This is a genomic window from Aeromonas sp. DSM 116730 (assembly GCF_046581335.1).
In the GTDB taxonomy this organism is placed as follows: Bacteria; Pseudomonadota; Gammaproteobacteria; order Enterobacterales; family Aeromonadaceae; genus Aeromonas; species Aeromonas rivipollensis.
The window spans coordinates 1,779,131-1,796,582 of the sequence record NZ_CP144265.1 but is presented as its reverse complement, the minus strand read 5'-3'; the positions used below and the strand labels follow the sequence as shown (position 1 = coordinate 1,796,582).

The following is a 17,452-nucleotide window of genomic DNA, read 5'->3' as shown; positions in this document are numbered from 1 at the left end:
TAGGGCAGGGTTCCCTCCCCGCCACAGGCCACAACAGGGCCTCAGAGGTAGTCGCGCACCAGCAGTTCGGCGATCTGCACGCTGTTGGTCGCCGCGCCCTTACGAACGTTATCGGCCACGATCCACATATTGATACCGCTCGGATGAGAAATATCCTGGCGTACCCGGCCGACCAGCACCTCGTCCTTGCCGGTGCCGTCGCGCACCGGGGTCGGGTAGTCGGCATCGTCTTCGAACAGGGTGACACCCGGGGCATTGCGCAGCAGCTCCTTGACCTGCTCGGCATCCAGCGGCTGGTGCAGCTCGACGTGGACCGCCTCGGCGTGACCGTAGAAGACGGGCACCCGCACGCAGGTGGGGTTCACGGCTATGCTGGCATCCCCCAGGATCTTCTGGGTCTCCCACACCATCTTCATCTCTTCACGGGTGTAACCGTTGTCGGTGAAGCTGTCGATCTGCGGGATCAGGTTGAAGGCGATCTGCTGCGGGTAGAGGGTCGGCTCCACCGGACGGCCGTTGAGCAGATGGGCAGTCTGACCGGCCAGCTCGCTCACCCCTTCCTTGCCGGAGCCGGAGACGGACTGGTAGGTCGCCACGTTGATGCGGGCTATGCCCACCTCGTCCTGCAGGGGCTTGAGGGCAACCAGCATCTGTATGGTGGAGCAGTTGGGGTTGGCGATGATGTTGCGATTGCGAAAATCCGCCAGGGCATCCGGGTTCACTTCCGGGATCACCAGGGGGATGTCTTCGTCGTAACGGAAGCAGGAGGTGTTGTCGATGACGATGCAGCCCTGCTCGGCCGCGATGGGCGCCCACTTGGCAGAGACCTCGGCCCCGGCGGAGAAGAGGGCGATCTGCACCTGGCTCCAGTCAAACTCCTCGACATCCTTGATCTCGATGTTCTTGCCGCCAAAGCGCACGGTATCACCGGCGCTGCGGCTGGAGGCCAGGGGATAGAGGGTGGCGACCGGGAAGGCACGCTCCTCCAGGATCTCGATCATGGCCTGACCCACGGCGCCGCTCGCGCCCAGTACAGCTACGTTGAATTGTTGACTCACTGATGTTCTCTCCTGTGATATTGCCCGCCGATGAGGCCGACCGGGTCGGCATCAGGGGTGGCAAGCGTGATCTGTCTGATGGTCGGCCGGCAGGGTGCCGGGCCGAAACGGATGGCCCCGATTTGGTGATCGGAGCCCCGCATGAATTCCGGTTTATTTTTGCGAGATGGCAAAGCCCAGCCGGGCCAGCCTGTCGCAGGCGAAGGGGCCGCTGACCTGCAAGGAGGAGAGCTCGCGCCGCTCCGGATAGTCCTTGCGCTGCCCATCGAAGCTGCCAGGCACCCCAATCCGGTTGCGAAAGCGGGCATCGTCCCGGCGCACGTCATAGATGAGGTGGACCAGCTGCTTGATCAACCCCTGATCGGCGGGCTGACCCGGCGTCAGCTCACGCACCTCGGGGGCGGGCAGCAGGGATTGCAGATCCTGGCGCGGCATACGCCCCAGCTGCTGGCAGAGCGCCTGATAGAGCATCCAGGTGCCGCGGGCCTTGCCCTCTAGGCTGTAGCCCGCGATGTGCGGGGTCGCGAGCTCGGTATGGGGCACCAGGGCCTTGAGCGGCTCAGGCTCCCCTTCCCACACGTCCATCACCAGCCGCAATGGCTCGTCACCCAACTGGCGGGCGAGCAGCGCCTGGTTGTCCCACACCTCCCCCCTGGAGGCATTGATGAGGATCTGCCCGGCCGGACGGGCGACTATCTCGCGCTCCCCCAGCAAGTGGAAGGTGGCGTCCTGCCCCTCCCGGGTCAGGGGCACATGGAAGCTGACGATGTCGGCCGAGAGTGCCGTGGGGTAGTCAACGAAGCCGGCGGCGTCTTCCAGGCGGGCCCGCGGCGGATCGCAGCGCAGCACCCGCATACCGAGCGCCTCTGCCTTGCCCGCCACGCACTCCCCTGTGTTGCCAGCGCCGATAACGGCGAGGCTCATCTGATCGAGGCTGAGCTCATGGCGCTCCGCCAGCACCAGCAGGGCCGAGAGCACATAGTCGCCGACCGAATACTTGTTGCAGCCGGGGGCGCTGAAGAAGGGGATGCCCCGCTCGGCCAGGAGCGCGGTGTCGATGTGATCCGTGCCTATGGTGGCGGTACCGACGAAACCAAGCCGCGGGCAGTCGGCGAGCAGCCCGGCATCGACCCGGGTCACCGAGCGCACCAGCAGCACGTCGGCATCCTGCAGATCCGCCGCCCCTATCTGCCGCCCCGGCAGGGGGACGACCTCGCCAAATTCGGCAAACAGCTCGCAGGCATGGGGCATATTTTCATCAACGACGATCTTCATCGGCTCTCTTCTCATCCACAACCGGCCACAGGCGCGCCATTCTAGCCCAAGCGGGCCGATTTTTCAGAGACTTGTTCTCGGGCTGCCATAGATGAAGGAAGCACGCTTTCTTGGGGCCACAGGTTGCCAGGGCGTCGAAGGGGCTTCCCGGGCATCCACAGTTGGGGCGCGGCACTCATATGTAACAACATGTTGCCCTCGCGCACCCCGGCTTGACCAGGGGGGCCGGGCTGGCACAATGACGCCTCCTTATCATCTGCCCCTGTCATGCGCACCTGTTACGAGCCCTCTCATGCCGACTCATGCCTCTTCGTTGCCACGCCGTCAGGTGCTAGGTTTCAACGCCATACTGCTGCTGCCGCTGTTGCTGCTCGTCTGCCTGCCCTGGCAACCCTTCATGACGAGTGCCCTGCAATCGGACTGGCTCTGGTGGCCCTATGCCCTCACCCGCATGGTGGACCTGCCCGGCCTTGCCATCACCATCGCCGCCCTCTTGCTGCTGACCCGACACAAGCTGACGCTCGGCCACACCGCCCTGCTGGCCCTCGCGGGCGCCCTCTTTGCCGCGCTCGCGAGCGACTGGCTCATCAAGAGCCTCATCAAGCAGCTGACCGAGGAGCCAAGGCCCTATCTGCTCTGGCTGGAGAGCAAGGAGCTTATCCCCGCCATCCGCCAGTTCTATGCCGGCAGCAGTACGCTTCGCAGTGAACAGGTCCACGCCGCGACCCAGTTGCTGGCGCTGCCCGCCTGGCTAGGCCACCACTGGCAGACGGAGGTGAACTACGCCTTCCCCTCCGGCCACAGCATAGCCGCCATGAGCCTGGCCCAGTTCTTCGGGCTGATCTGGCTGGCCCGCGCCCCCACCGGGGTCTGGCTGCTGCCGCTCTGGGCCATCGGCATCGGCCTGTCGCGCACCCTGATCGGCATGCACTGGCCCCTGGACGTGCTGGCGAGCGCCCTGCTTGGCAGCCTCACCGCCCTCGTCGCCGCCCGCTGGTGGCTGCACCACTACTGATTCTCCCAGATAAAAAAACGGGCACCCTGGTGCCCGTTTTTTTATCGCAGGTGCTGCTTTCAGCCCTCAGCCCTGGCTCTGCTCTCAGCCCTGGCTCTGCCAGCCCTGAGGGTACTTGTAGCCGACGAAGCGCTTGGCGGCATAGGCCTTGAACTCGGGGGAGTTGTAGGCGGCCGCCACATCCTTGGCGAATGGCTTGTCCGCATCGGCCCCTTTGACCACCACCCAGTTGATGAAGTCATAGCTGCGCTCGAGGAAGAGCCCGGAGCTGAAGGGGATCCCGCTCGAGGCGGCGAAGTTGCCGTTGATGACGGAGAAGTCCACATCTTCACGGGAGCGGGGCAGTTGCGCCGCCTCCAGCAGCACCAGCTTGATGTCGTGTGGATTGCTCACCACATCGAACTCGCTCGCCTTGAGGGGGTTGATCCCCTCTTTCAGGGTGAGCCAGCCCAAGTCCTGCAGCATCAGCAGGGCCCGCGCCTGGTTGGTGGGGTCGTTGGGAATGGCGACTGTGCTGCCCTCTTTCAGGGCCTTGAGATCCCCCAGCTTGCCGGCATAGAGCCCCATTGGACCGGTCGGCACCTGGGTGATGGGGGCCAGGGAGAGGCCCCTGTCTTTGGAGAAGCTGTCCAGATAGGGTTTGTGCTGGAAGCAGTTCACATCCAGCGAGCCGTCCGCCAGGGCGATGTTGGGGGTCACGTAATCGGTGAACTCCACCAGTTTGACCTTGTAGCCCTTGGCCTCCAGCTGCGGCTTGATGGAGTCGGTCACCATGTCGGCAAAGTCCCCGACAGTGGTGCCAATCACTATCTCTTTCTTCGCCTCATCGATGGCAAAGGCTGACAGCGGCAGGCTGCTGGCGAGCAGCGCGAGGGCGGAGAGGGTGAAGAAGGAACGACGCTGCATAGAAACTCCCTGTCAAAATGGTCATCAAAGTGGTGGGGCTGCGCTGTCATCATCAAGGTCGACACCGCAACCATCTAGCCATCCAAACGGCTAATTGAGGACACCATAACAGAGCTTTTCCCCTTCGCCAAGCAACAAAACCGGGCAAGCTTGGCCAGATGGCGGTGAAGTCCCTCCGGCCCCGAGCTGAAAATCTTTGATAACGCACGCAGTTATCGCGTTTGCCCCCTCCCCGCTTGAGGCACAACTGGCCTATTGTGGTGGTGTGATGTTGGAGTTGCAGTATGAGGCGGGATAATTCTAGATTTTTATAAAAATTAAATGACAGGAGGCCATTTGAAAGATAAGGAAAAAATCGCGGTGTTTATTGATGCCGATAATGCTCCAGCGAGCAAGATCGAGAATGTATTGTCTGAACTCGCTCGCTATGGCGTCGTCAATATTCGAAAAGCATATGGCAATTGGAAAAACCCGACACTCAAAGGGTGGGAGGAAATACTGCATGAATTTGCCATTCAGCCAGTACAGCAGTTTGATCTGACCAAGGGAAAAAATGCCACAGATATGGCCTTGGTTATTGATGTGATGGACGTACTCTATACCAAGGATGTCGACGTCATATGCCTCGTCTCTTCAGATTGCGATTTTACTCCTCTAGTCACTCGCTGTCTGGCTGATGGTAAATTTGTGATTGGATTTGGTGAGCGCAAGGCATCAATGCCATTCGTCAATAGTTGCTCTCGTTTCCTCTATTTGGATACAGAACTTCAGGAGACTCAAGAAGAACAGCCGATTCCAAAGCAGGCTAAAAATCTAAAGAGTGATACACGACTAATTAATTTACTGAGACAAGCGATAGAGGCCGTAGAAGAAGGTGGTGGCTGGGCAAGACTAAGCCCTATTGGTAGCCATATATCAAATCACGCCTCATTTGATCAACGAAATTATGGTTTCAAAAAACTCAGTGACCTTTTTCTAGCTATTGATCTATTCGAAATGAAGAAGACTGACAATTCAGTATTATGGGTCAGAGACAAGAAACGGGCGACTCAGCTAAGCAAGCCAAAATAGGAGCAACCATGCTGACCATTTCTACCACCGGCCTGTTGGTCGTCGATATCCAGGGCAAGCTGGCCCGTCTGGTCGAGGGGAGCGAGTCGCTCATCGCCAACACGGCCCGACTGGTGCAGGGAGCCAAGGCGCTGGGGTTGCCGGTTGTCTGGCTGGAGCAGAACCCGGACAAGCTCGGGGCCACAGTGCCCGAGTTGCAGCCGCAGCAGGCAGACGCCCTTGTGCTGCCGAAGTACAGCTTCGGCGCCCTGGGGGAGCCGACGGTCGCCGCCGCCCTGGCCGGAACCGGGGTCAGTCACTGGCTGGTATGCGGCATCGAGGCCCATATCTGTGTCTACCAGAGCGTGCTGGGGCTGCAGGCAAGCGGCGCCCGGGTCTCTTTGGTGGTGGATGCGGTGTCATCCCGCACCGCCGCCAACCGGGATCTCGCCATCAGCCAGCTGGCGGCCCGAGGCGCAGCCCTCACCTCGGTGGAGATGTGCCTCTTTGATCTGATGGGAGATTGCCGCCATCCGGCATTTCGCCAGATACTGGCACTCGTCAAATAGGCCTAGGCAGACCCCTTCCCCAGCTTCTCCTGCAGATAGCGATAGCCCCCGGCGCCGTTTGGCACGAAACTCAGCCGGTGGCTGAGGCCGGGGGGCGCATCCTCGGGGTGGTGGGAGACGAACAGCAACTGGGTGCCTTCCCCTATGAGGCGCACCACCATCTCCCGCACCAGGTGGCGGTTCAAAGGATCCAGCCCCTGCAGGGGCTCATCCAAAATGAGCAGCGGCGGATGCTTGACCAGGGCTCGGGCAATCAGCACCAGGCGCTGCTGACCAAAGGAGAGGGCGTGGAAGGGCAGCGCCCCCTGATCCTTTAGCCCCAGCAGTGCCAGCCACTGGTTGGCGAGCGCCAGCTGGCGATCCCCCGGGCGGGTATAGAGGCCGATGGAGTCATAAAAGCCGGAGAGGATCACCGTCTGCACCGAACAATGGACGCGATAGTCCAGGTGCAGGGCCGGGCTGACCAGGCCGATGTGGCGCTTGATCTCCCAGATGCTCTCGCCACTGCCCCGGCGCACCCCGAACAGGCGCAGATCATTGCTGTACCCCTGCGGATGATCCCCTGTGATGAGGGCGAGCAGGGTCGACTTGCCGGCGCCGTTGGGCCCCACCAGTTGCCAGTGCTCCCCCTCGGCAATGGTCCAGTCGAGCCCGTCGATGATGACTTGCTCCCCGTAGGCGACGCGCAGGGCGCGCATCTGCACCCGGGGGCCGGCGGGCAGGGGCGTGGGTGCCTGGAGCGGCGGGGGCAGCTGCGGACTCTGCCCCTCGGCCCGTGCCAGCTGGGCCACCTCCTGACTGCCGAGCACGGCGTCACGCTCCCCCGCCAGCAGCAGGCGGCGTTCCCCGAGCAGGCCGAGGTGACTGGCGAAGGGGGGGATCTCGTCGAAGCGGTTGACGATCACCACCAGACGTTGCCCCTGCGCCACCAATTGCGCCAGCAGCGACATCAGATCCCTGCGCGAGCCCTGATCCAGGCCATCGAAGGGCTCGTCCAGCACCAGCAGCTCGGGTTGTCCCAGCAGGGCGCGGGCCAGCAGCAGCTTGCGCCCCTCCCCGCTCGAGAGATGGCGATAGGGGCGATCCCACAGGGACTCGATGCCGAAGCGCGCCAGCAGTGCGCGTGCCCGGGTCTCCTCTCCCCCTTCCTCCAGCATCAGGGTCGACACCCGATAACCCGCCTCCTCCTCTTCCCCCAGCATGTCGGTGTTGCGCCGCTGCCAGTCCAGCTCCCCCAGCCGCTGTTGCGACTCAAACGAGAGGCGCTCGGCCCTCACCCCGCCAGTCACCCCCCCTGCACGGACGGCCAGCTCGCCGCACAGGGCAGAAGCCAGCGCCGTCTTGCCACTGCCGTTGCTGCCGACGAAGGCCCAGCACGCCTGAGGCGCCAGGGTGAGGTCGGGGATGAAGAGGGTCTGGTCGCCGTGAAGAGCCAAGCTGGCTGATTGCCACTGCAAAAGAGTCATGGATCCGTCCTGAGTGCTGTTTGCCCTTACCTTAACAGGGATAGCGACCAGCGGCAGCCTTGGCAGGTGGTGAGGGGCGCTTGACAACAGGCCCTTCTATCGACAAAAAGATCATTAGCATTGAATGCGAATGACTCTCAATGAAACACGTAATCTGCCCCATTGATACCCCCATATGGGCTCGAATGAGATTTCTTTGAGCCCCATCTCAACTCCGAAATGAGAGCCTTTTGAATCGTCTTTTCTCATGTATAGATGCCCGTCGCACCTCGGACGGTGCGCCCTTAAGATGGAGTTTATCAATGAGAAAAACATCGTTAGCATTGGCAATCACGGCCCTGCTCTCGGCCCTGCCTGTCGTCTCGGCTCAGGCTGCCGAGAGTTGTACCCCCCTCACCGGCAGAGAAGTCGACATGGATACCGGCCGCACCAGCGCACAGCGCTGCCTGCCCGGCATCAACCCCTTGCAGGACCAGCAGTGGCACCTGCTCAACAGTGGCCAGCATGCCTTCAGTGCCCGTGGCGGCGTGGCGGGCAATGACCTCAACCTCTGGTGGGCCCACCGCACAGAGGTGCTCGGCCAGGGGATCAATGTGGCCGTCGTGGACGACGGTCTGGCCATAGCCCACCCGGATCTCGCCGACAACGTCCGCCCCGGTTCACGTAACGTGGTGACCGGCAGCGACGACCCGACGCCGACCGATCCGGACAGTGCCCACGGCACCTCTGTCTCCGGCATCATAGCCGCGGTCGACAACGTCATCGGCACCCGGGGCGTGGCCCCCCGTGCCCAGCTGCAAGGCTTCAACCTGCTCGACGACAATAGCCAGCAGTTGCAGCAAGACTGGCTCTATGCCCTCGGCAACAGCCAGGCCAGCCGCGACAACCGCGTCTTCAACCAGAGCTACGGCATGAGCCTGGTCGACCCCCAGGGGGCCGGCGGGCTCAACCAGGTGCAACTGGATCGCCTGTTCGAGCAGATGACCCTGAAGGCGCAAGGGGCCGCTTACATCAAGGCCGCGGGCAACGGCTTCAGCCGCATTGCCGCCGGCAACTATGTGCTCAACCGCACCGGCGGCGAGCTCAGACTGCCGTTTGAAAACAGCAACATAGATCCTTCCAACAGCAACTTCTGGAACCTGGTGGTCAGTGCCAGCAACGCGGACGGCGTGCGCTCCTCCTACTCCAGCGTCGGCAGCAACGTCTTCCTGACGGCCCCGGGCGGCGAGTATGGCACCGCCTCACCGGCCATGGTCACCACGGATCTGCCCGGCTGCGACCTGGGCTACAACCGTACCGATCGTCAGAGCGCCAACCGGCTGCACGGCAACCTGGCGCTGGATGCCGGCTGTGACTACAACGGCACCATGAACGGCACCTCTTCGGCCACCCCCAACACAGCTGGCGCCATGGCGCTGCTGATGTCAGCCTATCCGGACCTGTCGGTGCGGGATCTGCGGGATCTGCTGGCACGCAACGCCACCCGCATCGATGCCAATCAGGCAGCGGTCACACTGAGCTACACAGCCGCCAATGGTCAGCAACGCCGGGTGACAGGGCTGGAAGGCTGGGAGCGAAACGCCGCCGGGTTCTGGTTCAACCCGACCTACGGCTTTGGCCTCATCGATGTGAACAAGGCCCTGGCGAGCGCCGCCACCCACAACCCCTTGCCGGCGCTGGTACAGCTGCCGTGGCAGAAGGTCACTGTGCAAGGTAACGCCCAGGGCGCCATCCCGGATCTGGGCAGCAGCCCGACCACCTCCAGCACCCGGGTCGAGCAGGCGCTCACGGTGGAAGCGGTGCAGGTGCAGGTCACCCTTGATCACCAGCGACTGCCCGATCTGCTGATCGAGCTCATCTCGCCCTCCGGCACCCGCAGCGTGCTGCTCAACCCCAACAACAGCCTGGTGGGTCAATCCCTCGACCGGCAGCAACTGGGTTATGTGCGCACCAAGGGGCTGCGCGACATGCGCATGCTCTCCCACAAGTTCTACGGTGAATCGGCCCAGGGCGAGTGGCAACTGGCGGTGACCGACGTCGCCAGCGGCACTCGTCAGGTCTCGCTGCTCAATCGCAGCACCAACACCCGCACAACACTGACCGAGCGCAACAACAGCCAGCCGGGTCAACTGCTCAACTGGTCCCTGCGGGTGATCGGCCATGAAGCAGCTTCCCTCTAATCGCACAGGAGTCACAACATGAAACACAGCTTACTCAGCCTTGCCCTGGCAAGCCTGCTGGCCTCGGTTTCCGCTCAGGTCACGGCCCAAGAGTCGGTGGTTATCGAGGGCAAGCAGTACAGCACCATAGAGGTGAACGGCCAGACCTACCTCACGCCGGACAACGGCAGCAAGAAGCGCGTCGCCCGCAGCCTGGATGGCAAGGCGGCACAACCTGGCCTGCGCAGCGGTGACGTCTTGCTGCAAGGGGTCGCCAGCCCTGAGCTCACAGTCAGCGGAACCCTGCTGATCGAAGCCGACGAGCCTCAGGCCAGGGCACTGGCCACGCGCCACGGTCTGAGCTTCAAGCAGAGCAGTGGCGGCATCGCCCTGCTGGAGGCCAAACCCGGCACCGATCTGAACGCCATCAGCGCCCGGCTCCAGCAGGAAGGCGTGAAGGTGCAGATCGAACTGGCCGGCGCCGAGCAGCAGCCCAGGTGAAGCACGCCTCGCACTGAAGGCGTCATCTCATCGAGGGGGCCATGGGCCCCCTCGTCTTTAGCCACTACACCGCCGCAACCTCATCCTCCAATGCCCACCCAGCGATAACACTCCCATATAGAGCGAGAGAGATTAGGTCCAATTCATCTTGCATGAACGCATCATCAACACAGCACCATATTGGTAATAAAAAACGGCACCGAGAAGGTGCCGTCATGGATTATGGTAGGGAGCTGCCTGTGCTGGCTCAGCCAGCCTTATTCTGCTCGGCCAGATAGAGCCAGGTGTCGACCACGGTATCCGGGTTGAGCGACACAGAGTCGATGCCCTGCTCGACCAGCCAGGCGGCGAAGTCCGGGTGATCCGACGGGCCCTGGCCGCAGATGCCGACGTACTTGCCCGCCTTGCGTGCGGCCTGGATGGCCATGGCCAGCAGCGCCTTGACCGCCTCGTTGCGCTCATCGAACAGGTGGGCGATGAGGCCCGAATCCCGATCCAGACCCAGGGTCAACTGGGTCATGTCATTGGAGCCGATGGAGAAGCCGTCGAAGTGTTGCAGGAACTGATCCGCCAGCAGGGCGTTGGAGGGCAGTTCGCACATCATGATGACCTTGAGGCCCCGCTCGCCGCGGCGCAGGCCGTTCTCCGCCAGGATATCCACCACCTGCTCCGCCTCGCCCACGGTGCGCACGAAGGGGATCATCACCTCGACGTTGGTCAGGCCCATGACGTCACGCACCCGCTTCATCGCCTCGCATTCGAGGGCGAAGCAGGGACGGAAGCTGTCGGCGATGTAGCGGGACGCGCCACGGAAGCCGATCATGGGATTCTCTTCATGTGGCTCGTAGCCACGGCCCCCCACCAGGTTGGCGTATTCGTTGGACTTGAAGTCCGACATCCGCACTATGACCCGCTCCGGCCAGAAGGCGGCGGCCAGGGTGGCGATCCCTTCACTCAGCTTGGCCACGTAGTATTCACGGGGGCTGTCGTAACCGGCGATCATCTTGGCTATGGTGGCCTGCAGCTCAGGGCTCTGCTTGTCGAATTCCAGCAGCGCCTTGGGGTGCACCCCTATCATGCGGTTGATGATGAACTCGAGACGGGCCAGACCCACACCGGCGTTCGGCAACTGGGCAAAATCAAAGGCCCTGTCCGGGTTGCCGACGTTCATCATGACTTTGATGGGCAGGCGCGGCATGTTGCCCACCTCGGTCACCGCCACGTCGAAGTCGAGCTCGCCGTCGTAGATGAAGCCGGTATCCCCTTCCGCGCAGGAGACGGTGATGAGCTGACCCACCTCGATGCGGTCGGTGGCATCGCCACAGCCGACCACGGCCGGAATGCCGAGCTCACGGGCTATGATGGCGGCGTGGCAGGTGCGGCCACCCCGGTTGGTGACGATGGCGGAGGCCCGCTTCATGATGGGCTCCCAGTCCGGATCCGTCATGTCGGTGACCAGCACGTCGCCGGGCTGTACCTCGTCCATCTGGCTGATGGAGGAGATGACCCGCGCCGGGCCCGAGCCAATCTTGTGGCCGATGGCACGCCCCTCGATCAGCACATTGCCGGATTGCTTGAGTGCAAAACGCTCGAGCGTATTCGCCTCCTGGCGACTACGCACGGTTTCCGGACGGGCCTGGACTATGTAGAGCTGACCGTCCTGACCATCCTTGGCCCACTCGATGTCCATGGGGCGGCCGTAGTGCTGTTCTATGATGAGGGCCTGCTTCGCCAGCGCCATCACTTCCTCATCCGTGATGCAGAAGCGGTTGCGCTCGGCATCCTGAGTGTCGACTATCTTCACCTGACGGCCGTGACCGGCGTCCTCGGAGTAGGTCATCTTGATGAGCTTGGAGCCCAGCGTCTTGCGCACCACGGCGGGGCGACCCGATTTCAGGGTCGGCTTGTGGACATAGAACTCGTCCGGGTTGACAGCCCCCTGCACCACCATCTCGCCGAGACCCTGGGCGCCTGTGATGAAGACCACATCGTTGAAGCCGGATTCGGTATCCAGGGTGAACATGACGCCGGAGGCGGCCAAGTCCGAGCGCACCATGCGCTGCACCCCGGCGGAGAGGGCCACGCCCTTGTGGTCATAGCCCTGATGCACCCGGTAGGAGATGGCGCGGTCGTTGAAGAGCGACGCAAACACATGCTTGATGGCGGTCATGACAGAGTCTATGCCGCGCACGTTGAGGAAGGTCTCCTGCTGACCGGCGAAGGAGGCGTCCGGCATGTCTTCGGCCGTGGCGGAGGAACGCACCGCAAAGGAAGCCTCGAGGCCAGCGCTCAGCTTGTCATAGGCCTCGCGCACCGCCTGCTCCAGCGCAGGCTGGAAGGGGGCGTCCACCACCCAGTCACGGATCTGCTGACCAGCCCGGTTGAGGGCGGCGATGTCGTCTACATCCAGGCTGTCGAGCAGGTCGTGGATCTTGCCGTTGAGGCCGCTTAACTCCAGAAACTCGTTAAACGCAAAGGCGGTGGTCGCAAAGCCGCCCGGCACGGACACGCCGGCACCGGAGAGGTTGCTGATCATCTCGCCAAGGGATGCATTCTTGCCGCCGACGCGCTCTACGTCCTGCATACCGAGCTGTTCGTACCAGAGTACGTACTGTTGCATTTGCATGTCTCCAGGTTGGTGGGCCAGGGTGTCAACGCACCAGCTGTGCCAAGTCGTGTGTTTTTGTTAGTGTCTGTTGCCAACGACCATGAAAACGTTTTCTACTTATTGTCAAAAAAATCCCCGAGCAAGAGTTGGGGATGGCCGTTTGACACAGGCATTCTACAATACCGACACAAAAAGGTAACGACTCAGGTTTGCAAGCGAGTTCACAACTTGGGAATGGCAGACCTGTTGACAAAAGAGATATGGTTTCGAGAGATACTGATTGCTCGCAACCCCCCAGGAGCACACCACAGGAGTCCGCTGTGCACACCGTATTCTATGTATCCGACGGCACCGCCATCACCGCCGAGGTGTTCGGTCATGCCGTATTGAGCCAGTTTCCACTGGTCTTCGAACAGGTCACCATCCCCTTCGTGGAGACCCTGGAAAAGGCGCGCCAGGTGCGGGCCCGCATTGATGAACAATTTCGCCAGACCGGGGTGCGCCCCATACTGTTTCACACCATAGTCGACCCCCAGGTGCGGGAAGAGGTGCTCAAGGCCCAGGCCAGCAGCCACGATTTTCTCAACACCTTCGTGAGCCCCCTCGAGCAGGAGCTCGGGATCAAGGCCGAGCCCAGGCTCCACCGCACCCACGGCATGGAGAACCGCAAGCTCTATGACGATCGCATAGAGGCAGTCAACTTCGCCCTCAGCAATGACGACGGCATCACCACCAAGGAATATGACGAGGCCGACATCATCCTCATCGGGGTCTCCCGCTGCGGCAAGACGCCGACCAGCCTCTACCTGGCACTGCAGTTTGGCATTCGTGCCGCCAACTACCCCTTCATCGAGCAGGACATGGGCTCGCTGGAGCTGCCCGCCCCCCTCAAGGCCAACCGCCACAAGCTGTTCGGTCTCACCATAGCCCCCCAGCGGCTGCACGAGATCCGCAACCAGCGCCGCGCCAACAGTCGCTACTCCTCTCTCGAGCAGTGCGAGCAGGAGCTGGCAAGCGTGGAGCGGCTGTTCCGCCAGGAGGCGATCCGCTTCCTCGACACCAGCTCCCACTCGGTGGAGGAGATCAGTGCCAAGATCCTGGAGGCAACCGGCCTTCGCCGCCAACTCTGCTAGCCCGCATGAAAATAGCCATATCAAGCACTAATCAGATTGGCGAGTGGCAAGATAATAAGACAGCAAGACAGGGAGAAATGACACCGGCGGAACCGTCGGCGTCATGAGGATCAGGGGCGAGGACGGGAGCCGGGCTTGTTGAGCTCCCGGTTGTTCATCAAGAAGCCATGAAAACGCAGCAAACCGTGGTGTTTGCGTACCCGCTCGCTCAACCAGCAGGCGGGTAGCAGGCCAAGCCCGGCGGCGAGCGTCAGCACCATGGCGACGTTGTTAACCAGATAATCCGCCCCCTGCCATCCCCAGACCATCAAGCAGGCCGCTGTCATGGTCAACAACATAGGGGAGAGCCAGATCCCCAGCCAGAGCGTGGCGAGCAGCAAGCCACCGACAATACCTTCGATCATATGAGTCCTTCCTTGAAAAGGGCTACTAGCTCATCAAACCACCACCAGGTCAATAGCACCAAAACCAACTGACCATAAAACCAGCAATCACTTCCAAAACCCCTTCCCAGATCATGAAAAACCTGAACATTGGCCACAAAGCAAACCAATGATGAGGAAAACAGGTGCACGAGCGGTCAATTATCACTATTCTGCTCGGGTTGGTAGCCGCCATAAAAAACAGTGCGCGGCAAACCGTAACGATATTAATACGGATTTCGTCACGTTTTCGGCACAAGATGCCGTGCCGGGCACAGGAAGTGCCATGGCAGACGAGGCGCGAGACGAGTGAATTCAGCGACGTAAGGAAGGAAGAATGGATCTTCAACAAGACGGCGAAGAGCTCAAGCGCGGCCTGAAAAACCGCCACATCCAGCTCATCGCACTGGGCGGTGCCATAGGTACCGGCCTGTTCCTCGGCATTGCCGACACCATCAAGATGGCAGGCCCCTCGGTGCTGCTTGGTTACGCCATCGGCGGCTTTATCGCCTTCCTCATCATGCGCCAGCTCGGCGAGATGGTGGTGGAAGAGCCGGTGGCCGGTTCATTTAGCCACTTCGCCTACAAGTATTGGGGTGACTTTGCCGGCTTCGCCTCCGGCTGGAACTACTGGGTGCTCTATGTGCTGGTGAGCATGGCGGAGCTGACGGCGGTCGGTATCTATGTGCAGTACTGGTGGCCCGAGATCCCGACCTGGATGTCGGCGGCCTTCTTCTTCGTGCTGATCAACGCCATCAACCTCTCCAACGTCAAGGCGTTCGGCGAGATGGAGTTCTGGTTCGCCATCATCAAGGTCGTGGCCATCCTCGGCATGATAGGTTTTGGTGGTTACCTGCTGTTCTCCGGCACCGGCGGTCCCGAGGCCACGGTCAGCAACCTGTGGGCCCAGGGCGGCTTCTTCCCCAACGGGGTGGGCGGCCTGGTAATGGCCATGGCCTTCATCATGTTCTCCTTCGGTGGTCTGGAGCTGGTCGGCATCACGGCGGCAGAGGCGGACAATCCCGAGAAGAGCATTCCCAAGGCCACCAATCAGGTGATCTACCGCATCCTCATCTTCTACATCGGCGCCCTGACCGTGCTGCTCTCCCTCTATCCCTGGGGCAAGGTGGTCGAAGGCGGTAGCCCCTTCGTGATGATCTTCCATGCTCTCGACAGCAACCTGGTGGCCAACGTGCTGAACCTGGTGGTGCTGACTGCCGCGCTCTCCGTCTACAACAGCTGTGTCTACTGCAACAGCCGCATGCTGTTTGGCCTGGCCAAGCAAGGCAACGGTCCCAAGGCCCTGCTCAAGACCAACAAGAGCGGTGTTCCCCTGACCGCCATCACCATATCGGCAGCGGCCACCTTGCTGTGCGTGCTGATCAACTACCTGATCCCGGGCAAAGCTTTCGGCCTCTTGATGTCCCTGGTGGTCTCCGCCCTGGTCATCAACTGGGCCATGATCAGCCTCGCGCACCTCAAGTTCCGCAAGGTCAAGGCTGCCGAAGGGGTGACGACCAAGTTCAAGGCGCTCTGGAGCCCCTTTGGCAACTACCTCTGCCTCGCCTTCATGGCCGCCATCCTGGTGATCATGTACATGAACGACGGCACCCGCATCTCGGTCGAGCTGATCCCGGCCTGGGTACTGGTGCTGGGTCTGGGCTATCTGTTCAAGCAGAAGCGCCAGGAACGGGTCGCCACCAATCTGGGCTAAGCCTCCCTGCTCCTCTTGCAAAAATGCCGGTCAGTGACCGGCATTTTTTTATGCGTCAGATCCCCTGGCATGGGCGAAGTCGTCCATCACTCCCCTGCCCCGGGCCTGCCCAGATAAGAGCGTCCTCTGGGCGTTGCCATTCAGCTTCCATGATCAGGGCCTCCATAACGACAAACCCGAGGCAGAAGCCTCGGGTTTGGAGAGATCAGGGCCGGTTGAAGGGTCCATCATTCCAGCAGGAATACGGCTTCCACGTTGTCCGTGATGCTGATCTGCTGCTGTTGGTAGCTGTTCTCCGCCATGTCGGCGGCAGGGGCCGCTGCAGCCTTCATGGCTCGGCTATAGACCGGCATGGGGGAGCTGTTGCGATACTCGACGCTGTACACCTTGCCAAGCTTCATGCCAAAGGCCTTGGCCAGGGATTCCGCCTTGCTGGTGGCATCTGCCACAGCACCAAGACGCGCCTGCTCCTTGATGACCTGTGGCGACTTGAGGCCGTACTCAATCTGGGAAACGGATTCCAGACCCGCCTTGAGGGCGGTGTCCATCAGCTGGCTCAGCTTGTCGAGCTGGTAGAGTTTGACCGCCAGCTGGCGCTGGGCACGGTAACCGACCATCTCGGGCTGCTTGTTCTGCGGATACTGGTACTCGGGGGAGATCACCAGATTGCCGGCCTCCACATCGCTGCGCTTGATGCCGAGGCTCTCCAGTTGACCAAAGAAGGCGGCAACCTTGGTATCCACCTGCTGCTTGGCCTTGATGCCCTGTTTCTCCAGGGCGGTCACGGCGACGTTGAGCGTCAGCATGTCGGGCTCTGCCTTCTGCTCAGCGTAACCGCTGACCACCAGATGGGGAGCCTGGGGCACCTCGATGGCAAGCAGCGGGGCACTGACAACGAGCGCAGACAGGGTAAGAAGGGGACGCCACATAGAAAAAACCTCCATCGATTAGATGGAGGTCATTATGCACGTCGTCGATTGGGATTCATATATCGTGCAATGGAGGGATCTGCTCCAGCACCTGATTGGTCATGTCGATATTGATGCTGATCTCTCCTCCAAGGGGATTGCCATGGCTCGCGATCACGGACGACGGAACTTCGGCCCCGAGCAGAGACTCATCCTCGAAATGGAATGAATCCCACGACAGAACGTGACCCTGGGATGGCATGCTCGGCTCGGAAGCCGTCACCACCGCCAGACTACTCCAGTCAAGCTCTTCACCATGGCTGAGCAGCCCCTGCAAGGAGTTGTCGCTCAAACTCTGCAGTGAATATTCCTGCTGCCCCCACTCATGGCCAACCAGCACCACCATGTGAGGCAAGGGAGCATCCTCTGCCGGCGTGAAGCTGATGTTGGAGGCGGCAAAGTCCACATTGAGCAGCCCCGCCACATCGCCATCCTCACTCTCCAGCTCCAGACCATTGAGCTTGTCACCCGTCATCGCGGCCTGATAGCCAAAGCGGCCGGAGCAGACGATGTTGTCCTGCCCGTCCCAGCTATAGCGAATGCCATCGATGTCGACCCAGTTGAATGGCCCCATATCTTCCTCACTACGTCAATGTTGCCTATCTTAA

General features: G+C 61.5%; 15 protein-coding genes. 7 read left to right on the top strand and 8 right to left on the bottom strand.

The genetic code is table 11. From position 1 onward, the window contains the following. Positions 1-41: 41 nt before the first annotated feature. Both Aeroheme_RS08245 and Aeroheme_RS08240 read right to left on the bottom strand, forming a co-directional pair. Positions 42-1,058, bottom strand: coding sequence for an aspartate-semialdehyde dehydrogenase (locus Aeroheme_RS08245; RefSeq protein ID WP_111911552.1), 1,017 nt, complete (start codon positions 1,056-1,058; stop codon positions 42-44). Between the two features lie 153 nt (positions 1,059-1,211). Further along, entirely contained in the window at positions 1,212-2,333 is a 1,122-nt protein-coding gene (locus Aeroheme_RS08240) for a 4-phosphoerythronate dehydrogenase (protein WP_411167055.1), read from the bottom strand. 292 nt (positions 2,334-2,625) lie between these two features. Here Aeroheme_RS08240 and Aeroheme_RS08235 point away from each other — a divergent pair, with 292 nt between their 5' ends. After that, positions 2,626-3,348: a phosphatase PAP2 family protein gene (locus tag Aeroheme_RS08235; protein WP_411167054.1), complete on the top strand. Its 723-nt coding sequence runs from the start codon at positions 2,626-2,628 to the stop codon at positions 3,346-3,348. Positions 3,349-3,432: 84 nt separating this feature from the next. On the opposite strand, the gene Aeroheme_RS08230 is transcribed toward Aeroheme_RS08235, so the two are convergent. Continuing rightward, the gene (locus Aeroheme_RS08230) at positions 3,433-4,254 is read right to left on the bottom strand and encodes a MetQ/NlpA family ABC transporter substrate-binding protein (RefSeq protein WP_171276369.1); all 822 of its coding nucleotides are present in this window, start codon (positions 4,252-4,254) and stop codon (positions 3,433-3,435) included. 336 nt (positions 4,255-4,590) lie between these two features. On the opposite strand from Aeroheme_RS08230, the gene Aeroheme_RS08225 reads away from it, so the two are divergent. Together Aeroheme_RS08225 and Aeroheme_RS08220 are read left to right on the top strand one after the other, a co-directional pair. Further along, positions 4,591-5,325, top strand: coding sequence for an NYN domain-containing protein (locus Aeroheme_RS08225; protein ID WP_411167053.1), 735 nt, complete (start codon positions 4,591-4,593; stop codon positions 5,323-5,325). 8 nt (positions 5,326-5,333) lie between these two features. Continuing rightward, the gene (locus Aeroheme_RS08220; protein WP_411167052.1) at positions 5,334-5,873 is read left to right on the top strand and encodes an isochorismatase family protein; all 540 of its coding nucleotides are present in this window, start codon (positions 5,334-5,336) and stop codon (positions 5,871-5,873) included. A 2-nt stretch (positions 5,874-5,875) separates the two neighbouring features. Here Aeroheme_RS08220 and modF read toward each other — a convergent pair whose 3' ends face one another. Next, positions 5,876-7,339, bottom strand: a complete 1,464-nt coding sequence (gene modF / locus Aeroheme_RS08215) for a molybdate ABC transporter ATP-binding protein ModF (protein ID WP_411167051.1) — start codon at positions 7,337-7,339, stop codon at positions 5,876-5,878. A gap of 302 nt (positions 7,340-7,641) precedes the next feature. Between modF and Aeroheme_RS08210 the strand changes: the two genes are divergently transcribed. Together Aeroheme_RS08210 and Aeroheme_RS08205 are read left to right on the top strand one after the other, a co-directional pair. Then, positions 7,642-9,519, top strand: coding sequence for a S8 family serine peptidase (locus tag Aeroheme_RS08210; protein ID WP_234570874.1), 1,878 nt, complete (start codon positions 7,642-7,644; stop codon positions 9,517-9,519). An 18-nt stretch (positions 9,520-9,537) separates the two neighbouring features. Next, positions 9,538-9,999 carry a serine protease chaperone gene (locus tag Aeroheme_RS08205; RefSeq protein ID WP_234570876.1) on the top strand — a complete coding sequence of 154 codons (462 nt, stop codon included), beginning with the start codon at positions 9,538-9,540 and terminating at the stop codon, positions 9,997-9,999. A 247-nt stretch (positions 10,000-10,246) separates the two neighbouring features. Here Aeroheme_RS08205 and ppsA read toward each other — a convergent pair whose 3' ends face one another. Continuing rightward, positions 10,247-12,619, bottom strand: a complete 2,373-nt coding sequence (gene ppsA / locus Aeroheme_RS08200) for a phosphoenolpyruvate synthase (RefSeq protein WP_411167050.1) — start codon at positions 12,617-12,619, stop codon at positions 10,247-10,249. A 308-nt stretch (positions 12,620-12,927) separates the two neighbouring features. Here ppsA and Aeroheme_RS08195 point away from each other — a divergent pair, with 308 nt between their 5' ends. Next, positions 12,928-13,740: a pyruvate, water dikinase regulatory protein gene (locus Aeroheme_RS08195; protein ID WP_106886479.1), complete on the top strand. Its 813-nt coding sequence runs from the start codon at positions 12,928-12,930 to the stop codon at positions 13,738-13,740. Positions 13,741-13,850: 110 nt separating this feature from the next. On the opposite strand, the gene Aeroheme_RS08190 is transcribed toward Aeroheme_RS08195, so the two are convergent. After that, positions 13,851-14,144, bottom strand: coding sequence for a hypothetical protein (locus tag Aeroheme_RS08190; RefSeq protein ID WP_411167049.1), 294 nt, complete (start codon positions 14,142-14,144; stop codon positions 13,851-13,853). A gap of 355 nt (positions 14,145-14,499) precedes the next feature. On the opposite strand from Aeroheme_RS08190, the gene Aeroheme_RS08185 reads away from it, so the two are divergent. Next, positions 14,500-15,876 (top strand): amino acid permease, encoded by a 1,377-nt coding sequence (locus tag Aeroheme_RS08185; RefSeq protein WP_307764868.1) that lies wholly within the window; start codon positions 14,500-14,502, stop codon positions 15,874-15,876. 227 nt (positions 15,877-16,103) lie between these two features. Here the strand turns inward: Aeroheme_RS08185 and Aeroheme_RS08180 are convergent, their stop codons facing one another. Next, entirely contained in the window at positions 16,104-16,805 is a 702-nt protein-coding gene (locus tag Aeroheme_RS08180; RefSeq protein ID WP_139744668.1) for an SIMPL domain-containing protein, read from the bottom strand. 55 nt (positions 16,806-16,860) lie between these two features. Continuing rightward, a complete protein-coding gene (locus Aeroheme_RS08175) occupies positions 16,861-17,418 on the bottom strand; it encodes a hypothetical protein (RefSeq protein WP_411167048.1) in 558 nt (185 codons plus the stop codon). Between the last annotated feature and the right edge of the window lie 34 nt (positions 17,419-17,452).

Bases quoted from the DNA above. Each gene is read 5' to 3' on its own strand.
- Aeroheme_RS08175 (WP_411167048.1), bottom strand. From the start codon at position 17,418: ATGGGGCCATTCAACTGGGTCGACATCGATGGCATTCGCTATAGCTGG.
- Aeroheme_RS08220 (WP_411167052.1), top strand. From the start codon at position 5,334: ATGCTGACCATTTCTACCACCGGCCTGTTGGTCGTCGATATCCAGGGC.
- modF (WP_411167051.1), bottom strand. From the start codon at position 7,339: ATGACTCTTTTGCAGTGGCAATCAGCCAGCTTGGCTCTTCACGGCGAC.
- Aeroheme_RS08190 (WP_411167049.1), bottom strand. From the start codon at position 14,144: ATGATCGAAGGTATTGTCGGTGGCTTGCTGCTCGCCACGCTCTGGCTG.
- Aeroheme_RS08230 (WP_171276369.1), bottom strand. From the start codon at position 4,254: ATGCAGCGTCGTTCCTTCTTCACCCTCTCCGCCCTCGCGCTGCTCGCC.
- Aeroheme_RS08210 (WP_234570874.1), top strand. From the start codon at position 7,642: ATGAGAAAAACATCGTTAGCATTGGCAATCACGGCCCTGCTCTCGGCC.
- Aeroheme_RS08180 (WP_139744668.1), bottom strand. From the start codon at position 16,805: ATGTGGCGTCCCCTTCTTACCCTGTCTGCGCTCGTTGTCAGTGCCCCG.
- Aeroheme_RS08205 (WP_234570876.1), top strand. From the start codon at position 9,538: ATGAAACACAGCTTACTCAGCCTTGCCCTGGCAAGCCTGCTGGCCTCG.
- Aeroheme_RS08185 (WP_307764868.1), top strand. From the start codon at position 14,500: ATGGATCTTCAACAAGACGGCGAAGAGCTCAAGCGCGGCCTGAAAAAC.
- ppsA (WP_411167050.1), bottom strand. From the start codon at position 12,619: ATGCAACAGTACGTACTCTGGTACGAACAGCTCGGTATGCAGGACGTA.
- Aeroheme_RS08240 (WP_411167055.1), bottom strand. From the start codon at position 2,333: ATGAAGATCGTCGTTGATGAAAATATGCCCCATGCCTGCGAGCTGTTT.
- Aeroheme_RS08235 (WP_411167054.1), top strand. From the start codon at position 2,626: ATGCCGACTCATGCCTCTTCGTTGCCACGCCGTCAGGTGCTAGGTTTC.